The organism is Nocardioides alpinus (assembly GCF_900112035.1).
GTDB classification, from domain to species: Bacteria; Actinomycetota; Actinomycetes; order Propionibacteriales; family Nocardioidaceae; genus Nocardioides; species Nocardioides alpinus.
On the sequence record NZ_FOKC01000005.1, the window covers coordinates 47,519 to 64,884 of the forward strand.

Here is a 17,366-nt window from a genome sequence, read left to right on the forward strand (position 1 = left end):
TGAGCAGCGAGCCGGTGGCAACACCGCTGGTTGAGCAGCGAGCGCATGGCAAGACCGCTGGTTGAGCAGCGAGCGAGTGGCAACACCGCTGGTTGAGCAGCGAGCGCAGCGAGCGTGTCGAAACCAAGGTCCAGGCTGGAGGTCGCATGAGCTTCGTCCCGGTGACCGGCCCCGCCCGGCTGCTCGTGGGCCAGCCGCCGCGGGAGGGTTCGATCGAGTTCACTGACGACCGGCGCACCATCGTGATGCCGATCCGCGGTGCGCTGCCGGTGCTGGGCAAGGTCCGCGACCAGAGCGACATCCACCCCTCGGTCGCGCTGCTCGCGGGCGCGGCGCTGATGGGCCTGCAGCTGGTGGCCTCGGGCAGGTTCGCGCCCGACCCCGACGGACGGCACTGGCAGGCGGCCGGGCTGGACGCCGACGACGAGCGCCGGATCGCCGACCTCGCTCGCTCGCGCGCGTGGGACGGATTCGACGAGGCCACCGCCGAGGGCATGGTGCGCGGGCTGCTCGACGCGGTCGTCGACACGATGCCCCGTACGACGCCGGGCCGCGCACGCCGCGGGGCGCTGGCACCCGTACGCCCCACTGCGCGGGACACCAGCCCCGACGACTTCAGCGACCAGCTCCAGCAGCGGATCGCGCGGATCCGCTCCCGCGGTCGCGACGACCGCCCGCACCTGGTGACGATCTCCTTCCGGATCGAGGCCGACGAGGAGGAGCTGGTCGCCGGCGCGGTGCGCCTGGTCACGCAGGTCCACGCGGTCGACAACGCCGCCCACATGGCCGACGCCTCCGAGCTGTGGGCGGAGACGGGCCCGGAGGCCGGCCACGGCTTCGGCGAGCGGGCCCGCACCCACGCCGCCATCGCGCTGCGATCCGCGGCCGACGCGTGGCCGGTGCTGGAACGGCTGCTCGACCTGCGGATCCCCGACGAGATCACCCTCGACACCGACGAGATCCTGTCCCTCCTCGATGGGGGCGCCGCCGCGCTCACCGAGGTCGGCCACCCCGTGATGTGGCCGAAGTACCTCGACCGTGAGGTCACCCAGCGGGTCGAGCTGGGCCGCCGGTCGGCGGCCCAGCCCCGCGGCGAGCCCCTGCAGGACGGGCTCTTCGGACCGCAGGCCCTCTTCGGCTTCGAGTGGCAGCTCTCCCTGCACGGCGACGAGCTGACCGACGACGAGATGGACGAGCTGGCACGCGCGACCAGCCCGATCATCAAGCTGCGCGACAACTGGGTGGCGGTCGACTCCGCCGTCATCAAGCGCGCCCGCAAGCGGCTGATCCGCACCATCACGCCGGTGCAGGCCATCGCCGCCACCCTCACCGGCGTCGTCGACATCGAGGAGGTCCCCTACGAGGCGGTGGTCGGGGCGAGCCTGCTCGTCGTCCGCGACCGGCTGCGCGAGGCTGCGACCGGCGAACCCATCGACGTACCTCCGGGGCTCCGTGCCGAGCTCCGCGACTACCAGCGGCGCGGCCTGTCGTGGCTGGCCGAGCTCACCTCGCTGGGCCTCGGCGCCTGCCTGGCCGACGACATGGGCCTCGGCAAGACGATCACGCTGATCGCGCTCCACCTGCACCGCGCCGGCGAAGGACCCACGCTCGTCGTGTGCCCGGCGTCGCTGCTCGGCAACTGGGAGGCCGAGATCCACCGCTTCGCTCCCGGAGTGCCCGTACGCCGCCACCACGGCAGCGCGCGTGATCTCGACGGCGTGACCGACGGCTTCGTCCTGACGACCTACGGCACCATGCGCAACGACGCGGCCCTGCTCGCCGAGGTGCCCTGGGACCTCGTCGTCGCCGACGAGGCGCAGCACATCAAGAACTCGCGGTCGGCCGCGGCCCGCGCCCTGCGCACCGTGCCGAGCAGGGCACGGGTGGCGCTGACCGGCACCCCGGTCGAGAACGACCTCACCGAGCTCTGGTCGATCCTCGACTGGGCGATCCCCGGCCTGCTCGGCAGCCGCAACGCCTTCCGCAAGGTCTGGGCGGGACCGATCGAGTCCGGGCTCGAGCCCACCAAGGCCCGCCAGTTCGCCGACCTGATCGGCCCGTTCCTGCTGCGCCGCCGCAAGTCCGACCCGGGCATCGCGCCCGAGCTGCCGGCCAAGACCGAGACCGACCACGTCCTCGGGCTGACCCGCGAGCAGGTCGTCCTCTACGAGACGCTCGTGCGCGAGTCGATGCGCCGCATCGAGGAGGCCGACGAGGAGACCCGGCGCGGGCTGGTGCTCAAGCTGCTCACCGGCCTCAAGCAGATCTGCAACCACCCGGCCCACTTCCTGCGCCAGGCCAACCCCAAGCTGCGCGGGCGGTCCGAGAAGCTCGACCTGCTCGACGAGCTGGTCGGCACGGTGATCGCCGAGGACGGGGCCGTCCTCGTCTTCACCCAGTACGTCGCCATGGCCCGGTTGCTCGAGCGTCACCTGGCGAGCACCGGCGTGCCGCACCAGTTCCTGCACGGTGGCACCCCGGTCCGCGAGCGCGACGCGATGGTCGCGCGGTTCCAGGCCGGCGAGCTCCCGGTGTTCCTGCTGTCGCTGAAGGCCGGCGGCACGGGACTCAACCTCACCCGGGCCGACCACGTCATCCACTTCGACCGCTGGTGGAACCCCGCGGTCGAGGACCAGGCCACCGACCGCGCCTACCGGATCGGCCAGACCCGGCCGGTCCAGGTGCACCGCGCGATCACCCAGGGCACGATCGAGGAGAAGATCGCCGAGCTGCTGACCCGCAAGCGCTCGATCGCCGACTCCGTCCTCACCCGCGGCGAGACCGCCCTGACCGAGCTTACCAACGCCGAGCTCCGCGACCTCGTGGAACTGCGGACCACCGGATGACTCCGGCGACCGATCCGACCAGCACGGCGACGACGCACCCCCGCCTCCCCGCACGACGAGGCGGCGGCACCGGCACCTGGTGGAGCAAGGCGGTGCTCCGTGCGGTCGAGGAGGCCGCCTTCAGCGCGGCCGACCTGCGGGCCGGACGCTCGCTCGCGCGGGCGGGGGCGGTCGGCGCGATCACGGTCGCCGACGGCCACGCCCTGGCGGCCGTCAAGGACGGCCACGACGCGTTCACGGTCGAGGTGACGATGCCGGTGCTCGACGCCTCCGACGCGGCCGCGGTCACCGAGCTCGTCGCGGCCGAGTCGGGCCGCATCGCCGCGCTGCTCGCCGGCCAGCTGCCCCACGCCTTCGTCGAGGCAGTGGAGGAGGCGGGCGTCGAGCTGCTGCCGTACGGCGGGGAGCTGGGCTCGGCCTGCACGTGCGACGCCTGGCTCGACCCGTGTCCGCACGCACTGGCCGTGCTGACCCAGCTGGCGTGGCTCATCCAGGCCGACCCGTTCGTGCTGACCCACCTGCGGGGGCTCGCGCGCGACCGGGTGCTGCGCGACCTCCACCGGATCACCACCCCGCACGCCTCCGCGCCGGTGCTCGGCGTCGAGTCTCCTGGGGACTCACCCGCGGGCGACGGGCCGGACGACCCCGACGAGGTGGACGACCTCGTGGTCGCCGAGGACGCCGCGGTCAGGGCGGCGCGGCTGCTCCAGCAGGAGCAACCCTTCGACGCGTGGTGAGGCGTCGGGTCAGCGGACCTCGGTCGTCGCGACCGGGCGGGCGCCGAGCTCCTCGTCGAGGCGGAGCAGGCCGGGGCCGTCGTCGTCGATCATCTTGACCCGGCCGACGATCTCCTTGACCGTCGCCTCCTCCTCGATCTGCTCGTCGAGGAACCAGTTGAGTAGCGGGCGGGAGTCGAGGTCGCCCTCGGACTCGGCGAGGCGGTAGAGGTCGCGGATCGAGGCCGAGACCTTCTGCTCGTGGGCCAGCGCGGCCTGGAAGGCGTCGAGCACCGAGTCCACCGGCGCGCCGGGTGCGATGGTCGCCCCGATGCGCGGGTGGTTGTCGCGGTCGGCCACGTGGTCGATGAACTTGTTGGCGTGGACGATCTCCTCGTCGGCCTGGTGCCGCAACCAGGCGGCCATGCCGGGCAGGTCCATCAGCTCGAGCTCGATCGCCAGCTGGCGGTAGACCAGCGAGGCCTGCAGCTCGAGGGTGATCTGCGCGTTGAAGGCGTTCTCGAGGGTGTCGCTCAGCTTCATGCGCGCCAGCCTAGCGGTGCGGCCGGAGGCGGATGGAGCGTGCTGATCAGGCGAGACCGAGGGCGCCGTGCGCCATGTCGCGGAGCACGTCGTGCATCTGCGGGTCGGGCAGCCGGCCGCTGTGCGGGGTGGAGTTGAGCAGGCCGAAGAGCACGTGGGCCCGGGTCCGGGAGCCCTCGGGGCTCAGCGTGGTGTCGAAGCGGCGCAGCTGCGTGGCCCACACGTCGACGTACGCGCGCTGCAGCGCCCGCACCCGCTCGCGGGCGGCGTCGGGGAGGCTGCTCCAGTCGCGGTCCTGCACGACGATCAGCGAGCGGTGGTCGAGGGCGAACTCGATGTGCCACTCCACCAGCGCCTCCAGCGCCTCGCGCGGGCCGTCGGCGCCGTCGACGCGGCTGCGGCCCTCGGCGAGGAGGGTCTCGCTGATGGAGACCAGCATCTCGGCGAGCATCGCGTCCTTGGACTCGAAGTGCTTGTAGAGCGCCGGGCCCGAGATGCCGCACGCCGAGCCGAGGTCGGCGACCGAGACGCCGTGGAAGCCGCGTGCGGCGAAGAGCTCGGCGGCGATGTCGAGGATCTGCTGGCGCCGAGGGGTCACGGCATCGAGGTTAGTGCCTGTTAACCGGTCTGCGTCCCCGTCCGAGGGGGTACGCGGGGAGGGAAGCGTCACGTGACGCTTCGGTGCCTCCCAGATAGCAAGCGGAATCACGGTGTGTCCTCCCCAATTGGTGCCTTCAGTGGGCCGCACCCCCGCAGCGGCCCACTGATCCCCACGATCAGCACACCTTCCCTGCGGTGAGTCTGGCGCGACCCGGAGGTCGCACGCAGTCGTGCCAGCACCACCTTCAAGGTACCCGGGCGCACCACGGTGAAACGGTCGCAGCGACGTCTTGAGAGAGGCTTGATCGGGGCTTGATGAACTCTGCGAAAAGGGCCGCGAGCCGAGTGTGGTGCCTGTGCTACCGACCCGGGTGATCGCCCGTGGCTACAGTGCCCGCATGCCGCAGATCAGAGTCGTCCTGGCCGAGGACGGCGACCTGCTCCGGGCCGGGGTCCTGGCCCTCCTCGAGGGCGTCGATGACATCGACGTGGTGGCGACCGCGACGAACCTCCCCGAGCTGCTGGCCTCGGTCGAAGAGCACCGCCCCGACGTGGTCCTCACCGACATCCGGATGCCACCCGACTTCACCGACGAGGGGATCCGCGCGGCGGGGGAGCTGCGGCGCACGCATCCCGGCATCGGCGTCGTCGCCCTCACGCAGTACTCCGACGTGGAGTACGCCCTGGACCTGATCCGCGACGGCAGCGACGGCCGCGGCTACCTCCTCAAGGAGCGGGTGGCCGACGTGGACGACCTCGTGGCCGCGCTGCGCACGGTGGCCGCCGGCGGTTCGGTGATCGACCAGATCGTCGTCGACGCGCTGATGGCGACGAGCTCGCGGCGCCACGACTCGGTGCTCGACCGGCTCACCCCGCGCGAGCTCGAGGTGCTGGCGATGGTCGCGCGCGGGATGACCAACGCGCTGATCGCCGGCGAGCTGGTCGTCACCGACCGCGCCGTGGAGAAGCACATCAACTCCATCCTCACCAAGCTCGACCTGCCCGCCGACGCGCCGGTGCACCGCCGGGTCGCGGCGACCCTGGTCTTCCTGAGCGAGGCCGGCGTGGGTGGCGGCGTGGCGCCGCGTCGATGAGGAGTCCGCTGTCGGGGTGGGACGGCCTCGACCCGGCGCTCCGGTGGATGCTGCGCATCAACCTCATCGCCCTGACGACCGCGACGCTCCTCCTCGGGGCGGCGTACCTGCTGGGCTTCAAGCACACCGCGGTCGAGATCGACCTCGCCGTGATGGTCGTGTCGCTCGTGCTGATGCTGGTGACGCCGCCGCTGTGCCGCCGCTACGGCGCCCCCGCCGCGATCAGCGGGCTCACGCTCTCGTCGCTGCTGTTCGCGGTCGGGGGCACGTGGGCGACGCCTAACCTCAGCCCGCTGACCGCGCTGCTGACGATGGTGCCGCTCCTGGTGGGCTTCCCCTACCTGAGCCCGCGCTGGACCCGCGCGCTCATGGTCGTCGCCGTGGTCGGCAGCGCCTCCGTCGTCGCCCTCGGCGAGTGGCGGCGACTGACCGCGCTCAACGACCTGTGGTGGGTCAACGCCCTCGTCGTCGCCTGCTCCCTGCCTGCCGGCGTTGCGGTCGTGATCTACCTCGTCCGCGACGCCTACCTGCGGTTGAGGGAGAAGAGCGAGCAGCTCGCCGAGTCGCGCACCCGCATCGTCGAGGTGGCCGACGCCGCCCGCCGCAGCATCGAGCGCGACCTCCACGACGGCGCCCAGCAGCGGCTGCTGGCGATGAGCGTGACGATCGAGCGGGCCCGCAAGGAGCTCCAGGCCGGGCGGCAGGAAGGTGCGTCGGTGCTGCTCGGCCAGCTGGCGGCCGACAACCGCGAGGTGCTGCTCGAGCTGCGCGAGCTGGCCCGCGGCATCTTCCCGCCGCTGCTCACCGAGCGCGGCCTGGTCGCCGCACTCCAGTCGACCGCCCGCCGCTCGATCGTGCCGGTCACCCTCGACGTCGCCGACGTCGCCGACGTCCCCCGGCCGAGCCGGCAGGTGGAGGCGGCGGCGTACTTCTGCATCCTCGAGGCGCTCACCAACGCCGCCAAGCACTCGGGGGCGACCGAGGTGCTGATCACCGTGCGCGGGCTGCCGCACCTGAGGTTCAGCGTCTCCGACAACGGCCGCGGCTTCGACCGGCGCCTGGCCGACGTCGGCGGCCTGCTCGGGATGGAGGCGCGGGTCGCCGCCGCCGGCGGGACGCTCGAGCTGGAGACCGCACTGGGCCGCGGCACGACCTTGCGGGGCGAGTTCCCGCCCGCGGCCGTCTGACGATGGACACCGGAGGTTAACGATCGCTAACCTGAGGCGGTGTCCGAGCCCCGTCCCACCTCTCCACCGAGTCCCCCGACCATGCGCGAGCTCGTCGACGACCTCCGTGCCCGGCTGGTCCGGGTGCGCCAGGGCGGGTCGGAGAAGGCCCGCCAGAAGCACACCGACCGCGGCAAGCTGCTGGCCCGTGACCGGGTCGACCGACTCCTCGACCCGGGCAGCCCGTTCCTCGAGCTGAGCCCGCTGGCCGCCTTCGGCATGTACGCCGGTGGCCCGGGCGGCGACGACTACGCCGTCCCGTCCGCGGGCGTCGTCGCCGGCATCGGCCGCGTGTCGGGCCGCGAGTGCGTGATCGTGGCCAACGACGCCACGGTCAAGGGCGGCACGTACTACCCGATGACGGTCAAGAAGCACCTGCGCGCGCAGACGATCGCGGCCGAGAACCACCTGCCCTGCATCTACCTCGTCGACTCCGGTGGCGCGTTCCTGCCGATGCAGGACGAGGTCTTCCCCGACCGCGAGCACTTCGGCCGGATCTTCTTCAACCAGGCGAACATGTCCGCGCAGGGGATACCGCAGATCGCCAGCGTGATGGGCTCCTGCACGGCCGGGGGCGCGTACGTCCCGGCGATGTCCGACGAGACGGTCATCGTGCGCAACCAGGGCACGATCTTCCTCGGCGGGCCGCCGCTGGTGAAGGCCGCGACCGGGGAGGTCGTCACGGCCGAGGACCTCGGCGGCGGCGACGTGCACGCCCGCACCTCAGGCGTGGTGGACCACCTCGCCGAGGACGACGCGCACGCGCTGGCCATCGTCCGCTCGATCGTCGACACGCTGCCGCCGGCCCGGCCCGCCCGCGAGGCGAGCGTCGAGGTCGAGGAGCCGCACGACCCGCCGGAGTCGCTCTACGACGTCGTCCCCACCGACACCCGCACGCCGTACGACGTGCGCGAGGTGGTCCGGCGCGTGGTCGACGGCAGCCGGTTCCACGAGTTCAAGAAGCTCTACGGCGACACCCTGGTGTGCGGGTTCGCGCGGATCCACGGCCACGAGGTCGGGATCGTCGCCAACAACGGCATCCTCTTCAGCGAGTCGGCCCTCAAGGGCGCGCACTTCATCGAGCTGTGCAACCAGCGCAAGATCCCGCTGGTGTTCCTGCAGAACATCACCGGCTTCATGGTCGGGCGGGAGTACGAGAACAAGGGCATCGCCCGCGACGGGGCCAAGCTCGTGACCGCGGTCGCGTGCAGCGTCGTGCCGAAGTTCACCGTCGTGATCGGCGGGTCCTTCGGTGCCGGCAACTACGGCATGTGTGGTCGCGCGTACGACCCGCGCTTCCTCTGGATGTGGCCCAACGCGCGGATCTCGGTGATGGGCGGCGAGCAGGCTGCTTCCGTGCTGGCCACCGTCCGCACCGACCTCGAGGACGACGACGCGGTCGAGGCCTTCAAGGCGCCGATCCGCGAGCAGTACGAGACCCAGGGCTCGCCCTACTACGCCAGCGCGCGGCTGTGGGACGACGGGATCATCGACCCCGCCGACACCCGTCGGGTGCTCGGCATGGCGCTCGCGGCGACGTCGTACGTGCCGATCCCCGAGCCGAAGTACGGCATCTTCCGCATGTAGGAGGCGCCTTGGTTTCGACACGCTCGTTCCTCGCTGCTCAACCAGCGGCGTATCCCCGTTCCTCGCTGATCAACCAGCGGCGTATCCCTGTTCCTCGCTGCTCGACCAGCGGCGCCGCTGGTTGAGCAGGGCCGCCAGGCCCGTGTCGAAACCGAGGACCCGAGAAGGAGACCCATGAACACCCTCTTGATCGCCAACCGCGGCGAGATCGCCCTGCGGGTGATGCGCACCGCGCAGCGCCTCGGCTGGCGGACCGTCGCGATCCACACCGACCTCGATGCCGACGCCCCGCACGTCCGGGCCGCCGACGCGGTGGTGCGGGTCGGGTCCTACCTCGACATCGACGCCGTCGTCGCGGCCGCGCGCGAGAGCGGCGCGGGCTTCGTGCACCCCGGCTACGGCTTCCTGTCCGAGCGCGCGCCCTTTGCGCGGGCACTCGCCGACGCCGGGATCACCCTCGTCGGCCCGACCGGCGACGTGATGGACGCGATGGGTCGCAAGGACAGGGCGCGGGACATCGCCGTGGCCGCCGGCGTGCCGATCGTGCCGTCGTACGACCTCGCTGCCGACCCGGCCTCGTTCGCCTACCCGGTGCTGGTCAAGGCGGCGGCCGGCGGGGGCGGGAAGGGCATGCGGGTCGTGCGCTCGGCCCCGGACTTCGTCGAGGCGTGCGCTGCGGCCCGGCGCGAGTCGCTCAAGGCCTTCGGTGACGACACGCTGCTCGTGGAGAAGTACGTCGAGTCCGGGCGCCACATCGAGGTGCAGGTCCTCGGTGACACCCACGGTCACGTGCGGCACTTCTTCGAGCGCGACTGCTCCACCCAGCGCCGGCACCAGAAGGTGCTCGAGGAGGCGCCCGCGCCCACGATCGACGCCGCACAGCGGGCTGCGATCACCCGCGCCGCGGTGGCGCTGGCCGAGCAGTGCGACTACACCGGTGCCGGCACGGTCGAGTTCCTGCTCGACAACGCGACCGGCGAGTTCTACTTCCTCGAGATGAACACCCGCCTCCAGGTCGAGCACCCCGTCACCGAGGAGGTCGTCCGGGTGCAGACCGATCAGGGGAGCGAGCGCGTCGACCTCGTCGCGCTCCAGCTCCTCGTCGCGACCGGTGAGCCGCTCCCCTTCGAGCAGGACGACGTCACGCTCGAGGGTCACGCGATCGAGGCCCGGGTCTATGCCGAGGACTCCTTCCACGGCTTCCTCCCGCAGGCAGGGCGTACGTCGATCGTCCGGTGGGGATCGGGTCATGGCGTCCGCGTCGACCACGCCCTCGAGCCGGAGCAGGAGGTCAGCACCTCCTACGACCCGATGCTCGGCAAGGTCATCGCCTGGGGAGCCGACCGCGAGGCCGCGCGATCGACCCTGGTCGCGGCGCTCGACGGGACCGCGATCCTCGGGATCACCACCAACACCGGCTTCCTGCGCGCGCTGGCTGCCTCCGACGAGTTCCGCGACACCACCATCGACACGGCCTGGCTCGACGACCACGAGGTCCCCGCGCCGGACGCCGCCCTGGCGCTGGTCTTCGGGGCCTGGACCGAGGTCCTCCTCGACACCGCGGGCTCGACCGGACCGTGGGAGGCCGACGGTTGGCGGATGGGCGCCGACCCGGCCCCCGACACCGTCACGCTGGGCGACGCGCTCGTGGTGGTCGACCGGCACCGCGGGACCGTCACCCACGACGGCACCACCCACGACGTACGCCTCGTCTCGGCCGCCGACCACACCGTGCACCTGCTCGTCGACGGTCGCGCCGAGCACGCCGTGCTCAACGTGCAGCGCGACCTCGTCGACGTGGTGCACCGGGGGCAGCGCTGGTCGTGGGAGCGCCCCGACCCGTTCGGCGACCACGCAGCCGCGGCCGGTGACGGCACGCTGCTGGCACCGATGCCCGGCACCGTCCTCGCGGTCAACGTCGCCGAGGGCCAGGCGGTCGCCGAGGGTGAGACGCTGGGTGTGATGGAGGCGATGAAGATGGAGCTCGCGCTCAGGGCGCCCTTCGCCGGCACGGTCACCACGGTCGGCGCCGGTGTCGGCGACCTGGTCCGGCTCGGCGCGACGCTCTTCGTGGTGGAGGAGTCATGACGCTCCCCATGACCGTCCCCGCAGACGGCCTTCCCGCGCGCGTCACGATCTACGAGGTCGGTCCGCGCGACGGACTCCAGAACGAGCAGGCGATCGTCCCGGTCGAGGTGAAGGCGCAGTTCGTACGCCGCCTCGTCGCCGCCGGGCTGCCGATCGTCGAGGCGACCTCGTTCGTGCACCCGAAGTGGGTCCCGCAGCTCGCCGATGCGGCGGAGCTGATGGCCGACCTCGGCGAGGAGGGACGCCACCTCCCGGTGCTGGTGCCCAACGAACGCGGCCTCGACCGCGCCCTCGAGCTCGGCCTCGAGCACATCGCGATCTTCGGCAGCGCGACCGAGACCTTTGCGGCCAAGAACCTCAACCGCACCTTCGACGAGCAGTTCGCGATGTTCGAGCCCACAGTGGCGCGCGCCCGCGCCGCCGGGATGGACGTGCGGGCCTACGTGTCGATGTGCTTCGGCGACCCGTGGGAGGGCACCGTGCCGATCGAGCAGGTCGTCACCGCCGGCACCCGGCTGCTCGACCTCGGCGCGAGCCAGCTCAGCCTCGGCGACACCATCGGCGTCGCGACCGCGGGACACGTGAAGGCCCTCGTCGCGGCCTTCGCCGACGCGGGCGTCGGCACCGACCGGCTCGCGATGCACTTCCACGACACCTACGGCCAGGCGCTGGCCAACACCCTCTCCGCGCTGCAGGCGGGGATCACCACCTTCGACGCGAGTGCGGGCGGCCTCGGTGGTTGCCCCTACGCGAAGTCGGCCACCGGCAACCTCGCCACCGAGGACCTGGTCTGGATGCTGACCGGCCTCGGGATCGACCACGGTGTCGACCTCGACGCCGTCGTCGCCACCAGCGTCTGGATGGCCGGCCAGCTGGGTCGCCCGAGCCCGAGCGCCGTCGTACGAGCACTGGGTGGCAGTGCTGGTTGAGCAGCGAGCGAAGCGAGCGTGTCGAAACCGAGCGCACGTGAGCCTCGGTTTCGACACGGGACTTCGTCCCTGCTCAACCAGCGGCCGGTGGCGGCCGGATGACTGGCACAATCAGCGCCATGAGCCGCGTCGTCCACCTCCACATCGGCGCCCCCAAGACCGGGACGACCTACCTCCAGGACCGGCTGCTGCTCAACGCCCCGTCGCTCGCGCGCCACGGCGTGACGGTGCCGTCACCGCGCGGGGGGCGCTCCGACATGTTCCACTTCCGCGCGGCGCTCGACCTCCTCGAGCAGGACTGGGGCGGGCCGCCGGGACACGCGCGGGGTTCGTGGGACGCGATGGTCAAGCGCGTCAACCGCGCCGACGGCAACGTCGTCATCAGCCACGAGATCCTCGCCGGGGCCAAGCCGGACAAGATCGCCAAGGCGATGAACGACCTCGCCGGCAGCGAGATCCACATCGTCTACTCGGCCCGCGACCTCGGCCGCCAGCTGCCCGCTGCCTGGCAGGAGTCGATCAAGCAGGGGCGCAAGTGGCCCTTCAAGCGCTTCCTCACCAAGGTCGAGCGCGGCCAGACGTGGTTCTTCAACGCGATGGACCTGCCGCGGGTGCTCTCGCAGTGGGGCGCGAAGCTGCCGCCCGAGCGCGTCCACGTCGTCACCGTCCCGCACGACCGCGGTCCCAACGGCGACGAGCTGTGGCTCCGGTTCTGCCGCGCGTTCGGCATCGACCCGGCGTGGGCACCGCTCGACTCCGAGCGCGACAACCGCTCGCTGGGCATCGCCGAGACGTCGCTGCTGCGCAAGCTCAACCGGCGCCTCGAGCTCGGCCTGTGGCGCGAACCCGCCTACGACGCCCTCATCCGCGAGCTGCTCGCGCAGGAGGTGCTGGTCTCCCGCAAGGCCCTGCCGGTGCGCCTGCCGCCCGACCGCTACGACTTCGCCGAGGAGCGGGCCGAGCTCTGGATCGACTGGATCAAGGGCAGCGGCGTCGACGTCATCGGTGACGTGGAGGACCTGCGGCCGCGCCGGCCCGCGGCCGACGAGAAGTGGCGCGACCCCGACCGGGTCCGCGCCAAGCTCGAGCTCGGTGCGGCGCTCGACGCGCTGACGGTGATGACGCAGGAGGCGGCCAAGGGCGCCGGGTCCGACTCCGTCGGCGACCGCCTGCGCGACACCGCCCGTCGGCTGCGCGACCGTTGACCGGCTCGCGCGCGCACTCCTGGGTCGCACACCTGCGCGCCGGGGGTACGACGCCCTGGCTGGCGTGGTCCGACGCGTCGCCGGACCCGCGCGCCCCGGGTCCGCTGCCGGGCGCCCAGCAGCTCGAGCTGCTCCGCCGGATCAACCTCGCGTCGAGTGCGCGGCCCCGCGGCGACCACGACCGCGAGCGCACTCGACTCGCCGACCGCGTGCTCGCCGCCCCGGCCGCCGGTCGGGGCAAGGCGGACCTCCCGCTGGTCGGCCTCGACGCCCCCGGCTTCGGTCCGCGCCCGGTCGATCCGTCGGAGCTCAGCGCCCACGAGCTGCTGCGGGTCGCGAGCGCGGTGCTCGCCGACGACCTCGGCGCGCTCGGCCCCGACCCGGTCCGGACCACCTGGGCCCGGCCCTGGCGGCTCCGGTTCCGCCTCGTCGGCGACCCCGTCGTGGTGGGCACTCTCCGCGCGGACCTGCTCGCCCGTGGCCGCCCCGAGGGTGGTCCCCGGCCCTTCGTGGTCGCCGTCGGCGCACCGCTCGACGACCTGCTGGCCCGCACCTGGACCCAGCGCTGCTTCGAGACCGGCACGATGCCGTGGCCGGAGTGGCTGCGCTTCTGGCGGGGGCGCGACCAGCTGCCCCCGCGTGCTGACCTGCTCGCCTCCGTACGCCGCTGGAACGGCCGTCGTCCGTTCGTCCGGATCGTCACCGACCTCGACCTCCTGCCCCGCCAGGTCGGCGTACGACGCCTGCCGGAGGTCCGGGTGCCGGGCGCCGACCAGGCCGAGCTGGCGCGCCGCGTGGCCGCCGTCGTCGGCCTCCGGGTGCCGGCGGCCGAGCGCCCGGCGCTGATGCGCACGCTGCAGCAGCGGATCCCGGCCAGTGGCGTCGCGCCCATCGGCGTACCGTCCCGCGAGCGGGACTGGGTGGCCGCGTCCGCGGAGCGGATGTCCCGGGGCCTGTCGCGTGCTGGCTACTCTGTCGTCGGCGACCTCGCCGACCTGGCGCCCCGTACGGCCTCAGCCGCGGGCGGCTCCGGCGGCGCCGACGACCGGCAGGTGCTGGACCTGGCGATCCGGATGGTCGTCGACACGGGCTGGCGAGCCGGAGGCCGCAGGCCGCACGAGGTGGAGAGGCAGGTGGAGCAGTGAGCAGACGAGTGCTGCTGCACGTGGGCTGCCCCAAGACCGGCACGTCCTACCTCCAGGACGTGCTGTTCCGCAACCAGGCGACCCTGCGCGAGCACGACATCCTCTATCCCGCGGACCGCTTCGACGCGCACTTCCTGGCGGCGCTGGACCTCATGACCCTGCCGTGGGGCGGGCTCGAGACCGAGGCCGTCGGGTCCTGGGACCGGCTGTCCGCCGAGGTCCGCGACTGGCACGGCACCTCGATCATCAGCCACGAGATCTTCGCGCGGGCCACCCCCACGCAGGTCGAGCGCGCGCTCGCCTCGCTCGGCGACGCCGAGGTCCACCTCGTGCTGTCCGTGCGCGACCTGGTCCGCCAGATCCCGGCGGAGTGGCAGGAGAACGTCAAGCACCGCAGCCACATCACCTACGCCCGGTTCCTCGAGACCGTGCGCGACCCCGGGCGCGAGTCGAAGATCGGGTCGTGGTTCTGGGCGGTGCAGGAGGTCCCCGACATCCTCGACAGGTGGGGCGCCTCGCTGCCGGCCGAGCACGTGCACCTGGTGACCGTGCCGCCGTCCGGCTCGGACCGCGGTGAGCTGTGGCGCCGCTTCTCCCACACCTTCGGCCTCGACGACCTGCCGCTCGACCTCACCGCAGAGCGGGAGAACCCGTCCCTCGGCGTGCCCGAGACGTCGCTGCTGCGCACCATCAACCAGCGGGTCACCTCGATCCTCTCGCCGCCCGACTACCGGCCGCTGGTGCGCGAGCTGCTGGCCCACCAGACGCTCTCGCGCAGCGTCGCCTCGGCCCGTCTCGGGCTCGCGCCCGACGACCACGCCTGGGCGCAGGACCTGTCCCGGAGCTGGGTGGCGCTGCTCGCCGAGCGCGGTTACGACGTGGCCGGCTCGCTGGACGACCTCCTCGGCCCCGACCTCGGCACCTTCGCCGACCCCGACACCGCGTCCGCGGAGGTCCTGCTTCCGCCGGCCCTCGACGCGATCGGCGCCCTGCTGGTGGAGGCCGCACGACTGCGCGCCGTGGAGGAGCGCCTCCACGAGGAGCTGCGGGAGGCGCACGAGGAGCGCGACCGCGCACGGATGACGACGTCCTACAAGGTCCGGCGCAAGGTGGTCACCACACTGGAGGACAGCCCCGCCGGCCGAGGGACGCTGGACGCCTACCGGCGGATGCGCGGCCGGGGCTAGTCTGGCCGCACTCGCGCGCCCGCTCCCGGTCGCCGGTTGGTCTGCAGCGTCTCGTGATGAGCGCCTCTCTGTGTGCCTCGCTCCCGTGGCACGCGAAAGAGCCTTCATGCCCGCTGCATCGGACTTCGCCCAGTCCATCGACGAAGCCGCCCGTACGCTCAACAAGCCGCGCAGCCTCGCCGACACGCTCCAGACGATCGTCGAGGTGGCCTGCAACTCGGTGCCGGGCTTCGAGCACGTCGGCATCGCGACGCTCGCGAGGAAGGGCGAGATCGAGACCCGGGCCTTCACCGGCGACCTCGTGCTCCGCCTCGACGCGCTGCAGTACGACCTGCGCGAGGGCCCCTGCTCGGCCGTGCTGCAGGGTGACGACGCGGTCAGCGTCTCCCACCTGCGAGACGAGCAACGCTGGCCCCGGTACGTCCCGCAGGCACTCGGGGCGGGCGTCCGCTCGCAGCTCGCGGTCAAGCTGTACCTCGACAGCGGGACGCTGGGTGGCATCAACTTCTACTCGACGGTCCACGACGAGGTGAGCGAGGACGCGCGGGCGCTGGCGCGGCTCTTCGCCACCCACGCCGCCATCGCCCTCGGGCACGCCCAGGAGCGGGAGACCTTCACCGAGGGGCTGGAGACCCGACGGGCCATCGGGCAGGCCATCGGGATCCTCATGGAGCGCTACGACATGAACGAGGACCGCGCCTTCGCGTTCCTCGTCCGTGCCTCGTCGCACGCCAACATCAAGCTGCGCGCAGTGGCGCAGGAGCTCGTGGACGTGGGCAACACCGACCACGCGTCATGAGGTCGCGCGGGTCGTAAACCCGTGGCCGACACGGTCCCGGGCTGCGACGCTCTGCCCGTGCACACGACTCCCTGGCCGATCCGCCTCGACGACCTCCTCTTCCGGGAGGCGGTCGAGCAGGACCTCGACGCCCTGCTGTCCTTCCGCAACGACCCGGACGTCAACCGCTTCATGGTGCGGACCCACGTCGAACCGGAGGAGCTGCGCAGGGACTGGCTCGCCGTGCCGGAGAGCCCGACGGAGTTCTCCTGCGTCGTCGAGCGCGCCGGCCGGGTGGTGGCGATGGGCTTCCTCGACGTCGTCGACGGCCCCGGCCAGGACGGCGCCCCCACCGGCACCGACGGCCTGATCGGCTACATCGTCGACCCGCGCTACACGGGTCAGGGCATCGGGAGGGCGACCGCACGGGTGCTGCTGCAGGCCGCCTTCGACGGGCTCGGGCTCCGCCGCGTCACGGCAGCGGCGTACGCCGACAACCCGGCGTCGGTGCGGATCCTGGAGTCGGCCGGGATGCGCCGCGAGCGGCTCTCCCGCCAAGCGCTGTGGCACGACGAGCTCGGGTGGCTGGACGAGGTGGGCTACGCGATCCTCGCCGACGAGTGGGCGGCTCGTGCTCCCGCGGGAGCACGGAGCTCCTGAGCCAGCAGACGGCTCACGAGCTCCACGATCTGTGTCGCGAGCGCGCTGTCGTCGCGGGCGGCCGTCAGCGCCGGCGCGGCAGCAGCTCGCGGTCGGCGTAGCGCCCGATCTTCCACGTCCCGTAGCCGTCGGCTCCCATCCCGACGACCCCGCCGACGACCGGCACCCGGCGCCCGACCGTGCTCGCGAGCCGCTTGCCGGCGACGCGGGTGAGGAGGTCGGTCGCGACGATCGAGGAGATCACGCCGTCGAGCGTCGGGTCGTGCGCCGGTGCGGTGGCCAGGCCCATCGGGGTCGTCGGCAGCTTCTTCTTCGTGACCATGTCGTCGACCTGCTCCTCACCGAGCAGCAGGGCGAGGATCGCGTTGCGCACGCGCGGGTCGGTCAGGTCGTGGCCGCGCAGGTGCGCGATGCCGGCGACCATCCGGCACTGGATGAGCGCAAGGCCGCTGATGTTGGCCGGGATGGTGAGCGCCATCGTCACCAGGCCGCCGACGTTGGTGGCGAAGCCCTGGGCGCCGGCGAAGCGCACGTGGTTCTCGATGACCTCGTGGATCGCGCGCTCGACGTCGCCGCGCTGCTCGGCCAGCTGCTTGTCGGCCGCCACGGCAGCCGGCACGAGGGGTCCGACGCCGTCGATGGCCCGGTTGAGCGCCTCCCGCACGAACCCCGTCGTCAGTCCCGGAGCGATCTCCTGGATTCGCGGCCCGAGCTGGCGGCCGACGGTCTGCATCACACCCATGCCCCGATCGTACGGTCAGT

15 protein-coding genes are annotated in these 17,366 nt (G+C 72.5%); 12 read left to right on the plus strand and 3 right to left on the minus strand.

The window, feature by feature from the left end; translation table 11 throughout:
* The first annotated feature begins 146 nt into the window (after positions 1-146).
* Complete coding sequence (locus BM127_RS11710; protein ID WP_091198843.1) at positions 147-2,846, plus strand: DEAD/DEAH box helicase; 2,700 nt, start codon at positions 147-149, stop codon at positions 2,844-2,846.
* A complete protein-coding gene (locus BM127_RS11715) occupies positions 2,843-3,583 on the plus strand; it encodes an SWIM zinc finger family protein (protein WP_175507384.1) in 741 nt (246 codons plus the stop codon). Before BM127_RS11710 ends, BM127_RS11715 begins: the two co-directional genes overlap by 4 nt.
* Positions 3,584-3,592: 9 nt before the next feature.
* Here BM127_RS11715 and BM127_RS11720 read toward each other — a convergent pair whose 3' ends face one another.
* Both BM127_RS11720 and BM127_RS11725 read right to left on the minus strand, forming a co-directional pair.
* A complete protein-coding gene (locus BM127_RS11720) occupies positions 3,593-4,105 on the minus strand; it encodes a ferritin (RefSeq protein WP_091198847.1) in 513 nt (170 codons plus the stop codon).
* A gap of 46 nt (positions 4,106-4,151) precedes the next feature.
* Positions 4,152-4,703, minus strand: a complete 552-nt coding sequence (locus tag BM127_RS11725; RefSeq protein ID WP_091198849.1) for an SACE_7040 family transcriptional regulator — start codon at positions 4,701-4,703, stop codon at positions 4,152-4,154.
* Positions 4,704-5,103: 400 nt separating this feature from the next.
* On the opposite strand from BM127_RS11725, the gene BM127_RS11730 reads away from it, so the two are divergent.
* The 10 genes from BM127_RS11730 (at position 5,104) to BM127_RS11775 (ending at position 16,604) form a co-directional block, all read left to right on the plus strand.
* A complete protein-coding gene (locus BM127_RS11730; RefSeq protein WP_091199161.1) occupies positions 5,104-5,799 on the plus strand; it encodes a response regulator transcription factor in 696 nt (231 codons plus the stop codon).
* Complete coding sequence (locus tag BM127_RS11735; protein WP_091198851.1) at positions 5,796-6,986, plus strand: sensor histidine kinase; 1,191 nt, start codon at positions 5,796-5,798, stop codon at positions 6,984-6,986. Before BM127_RS11730 ends, BM127_RS11735 begins: the two co-directional genes overlap by 4 nt.
* 39 nt (positions 6,987-7,025) lie before the next feature.
* Entirely contained in the window at positions 7,026-8,612 is a 1,587-nt protein-coding gene (locus BM127_RS11740; RefSeq protein ID WP_269800906.1) for a carboxyl transferase domain-containing protein, read from the plus strand.
* 174 nt (positions 8,613-8,786) lie between these two features.
* Positions 8,787-10,700, plus strand: a complete 1,914-nt coding sequence (locus BM127_RS11745; protein WP_091198855.1) for an ATP-binding protein — start codon at positions 8,787-8,789, stop codon at positions 10,698-10,700.
* Entirely contained in the window at positions 10,697-11,629 is a 933-nt protein-coding gene (locus BM127_RS11750; RefSeq protein ID WP_091198857.1) for a hydroxymethylglutaryl-CoA lyase, read from the plus strand. Before BM127_RS11745 ends, BM127_RS11750 begins: the two co-directional genes overlap by 4 nt.
* Positions 11,630-11,748: 119 nt before the next feature.
* Positions 11,749-12,834 (plus strand): hypothetical protein, encoded by a 1,086-nt coding sequence (locus tag BM127_RS11755; RefSeq protein WP_091198859.1) that lies wholly within the window; start codon positions 11,749-11,751, stop codon positions 12,832-12,834.
* Positions 12,831-13,979 (plus strand): hypothetical protein, encoded by a 1,149-nt coding sequence (locus BM127_RS11760; protein WP_091198861.1) that lies wholly within the window; start codon positions 12,831-12,833, stop codon positions 13,977-13,979. The genes BM127_RS11755 and BM127_RS11760 overlap by 4 nt, the downstream gene beginning before the upstream one ends.
* Positions 13,976-15,166 carry a hypothetical protein gene (locus BM127_RS11765; protein WP_091198863.1) on the plus strand — a complete coding sequence of 397 codons (1,191 nt, stop codon included), beginning with the start codon at positions 13,976-13,978 and terminating at the stop codon, positions 15,164-15,166. Before BM127_RS11760 ends, BM127_RS11765 begins: the two co-directional genes overlap by 4 nt.
* Before the next feature lie 106 nt (positions 15,167-15,272).
* Positions 15,273-15,965, plus strand: coding sequence for a GAF and ANTAR domain-containing protein (locus BM127_RS11770; protein ID WP_091198865.1), 693 nt, complete (start codon positions 15,273-15,275; stop codon positions 15,963-15,965).
* A 57-nt stretch (positions 15,966-16,022) separates the two neighbouring features.
* On the plus strand, positions 16,023-16,604 hold the full coding sequence (locus tag BM127_RS11775) for a GNAT family N-acetyltransferase (protein WP_091199163.1): 582 nt from the start codon (positions 16,023-16,025) through the stop codon (positions 16,602-16,604).
* A 64-nt stretch (positions 16,605-16,668) separates the two neighbouring features.
* Here the strand turns inward: BM127_RS11775 and BM127_RS11780 are convergent, their stop codons facing one another.
* Entirely contained in the window at positions 16,669-17,346 is a 678-nt protein-coding gene (locus BM127_RS11780; RefSeq protein ID WP_091198868.1) for an EcsC family protein, read from the minus strand.
* Positions 17,347-17,366: the final 20 nt, after the last annotated feature.

Excerpts from the sequence above, each read along its gene's own strand:
- BM127_RS11770 (WP_091198865.1), top strand. The coding sequence starts at position 15,273 with ATGCCCGCTGCATCGGACTTCGCCCAGTCCATCGACGAAGCCGCCCGT.
- BM127_RS11715 (WP_175507384.1), top strand. The coding sequence starts at position 2,843 with ATGACTCCGGCGACCGATCCGACCAGCACGGCGACGACGCACCCCCGC.
- BM127_RS11745 (WP_091198855.1), top strand. The coding sequence starts at position 8,787 with ATGAACACCCTCTTGATCGCCAACCGCGGCGAGATCGCCCTGCGGGTG.
- BM127_RS11755 (WP_091198859.1), top strand. The coding sequence starts at position 11,749 with ATGAGCCGCGTCGTCCACCTCCACATCGGCGCCCCCAAGACCGGGACG.
- BM127_RS11735 (WP_091198851.1), top strand. The coding sequence starts at position 5,796 with ATGAGGAGTCCGCTGTCGGGGTGGGACGGCCTCGACCCGGCGCTCCGG.
- BM127_RS11750 (WP_091198857.1), top strand. The coding sequence starts at position 10,697 with ATGACGCTCCCCATGACCGTCCCCGCAGACGGCCTTCCCGCGCGCGTC.
- BM127_RS11710 (WP_091198843.1), top strand. The coding sequence starts at position 147 with ATGAGCTTCGTCCCGGTGACCGGCCCCGCCCGGCTGCTCGTGGGCCAG.
- BM127_RS11730 (WP_091199161.1), top strand. The coding sequence starts at position 5,104 with ATGCCGCAGATCAGAGTCGTCCTGGCCGAGGACGGCGACCTGCTCCGG.
- BM127_RS11780 (WP_091198868.1), bottom strand. The coding sequence starts at position 17,346 with ATGGGTGTGATGCAGACCGTCGGCCGCCAGCTCGGGCCGCGAATCCAG.
- BM127_RS11720 (WP_091198847.1), bottom strand. The coding sequence starts at position 4,105 with ATGAAGCTGAGCGACACCCTCGAGAACGCCTTCAACGCGCAGATCACC.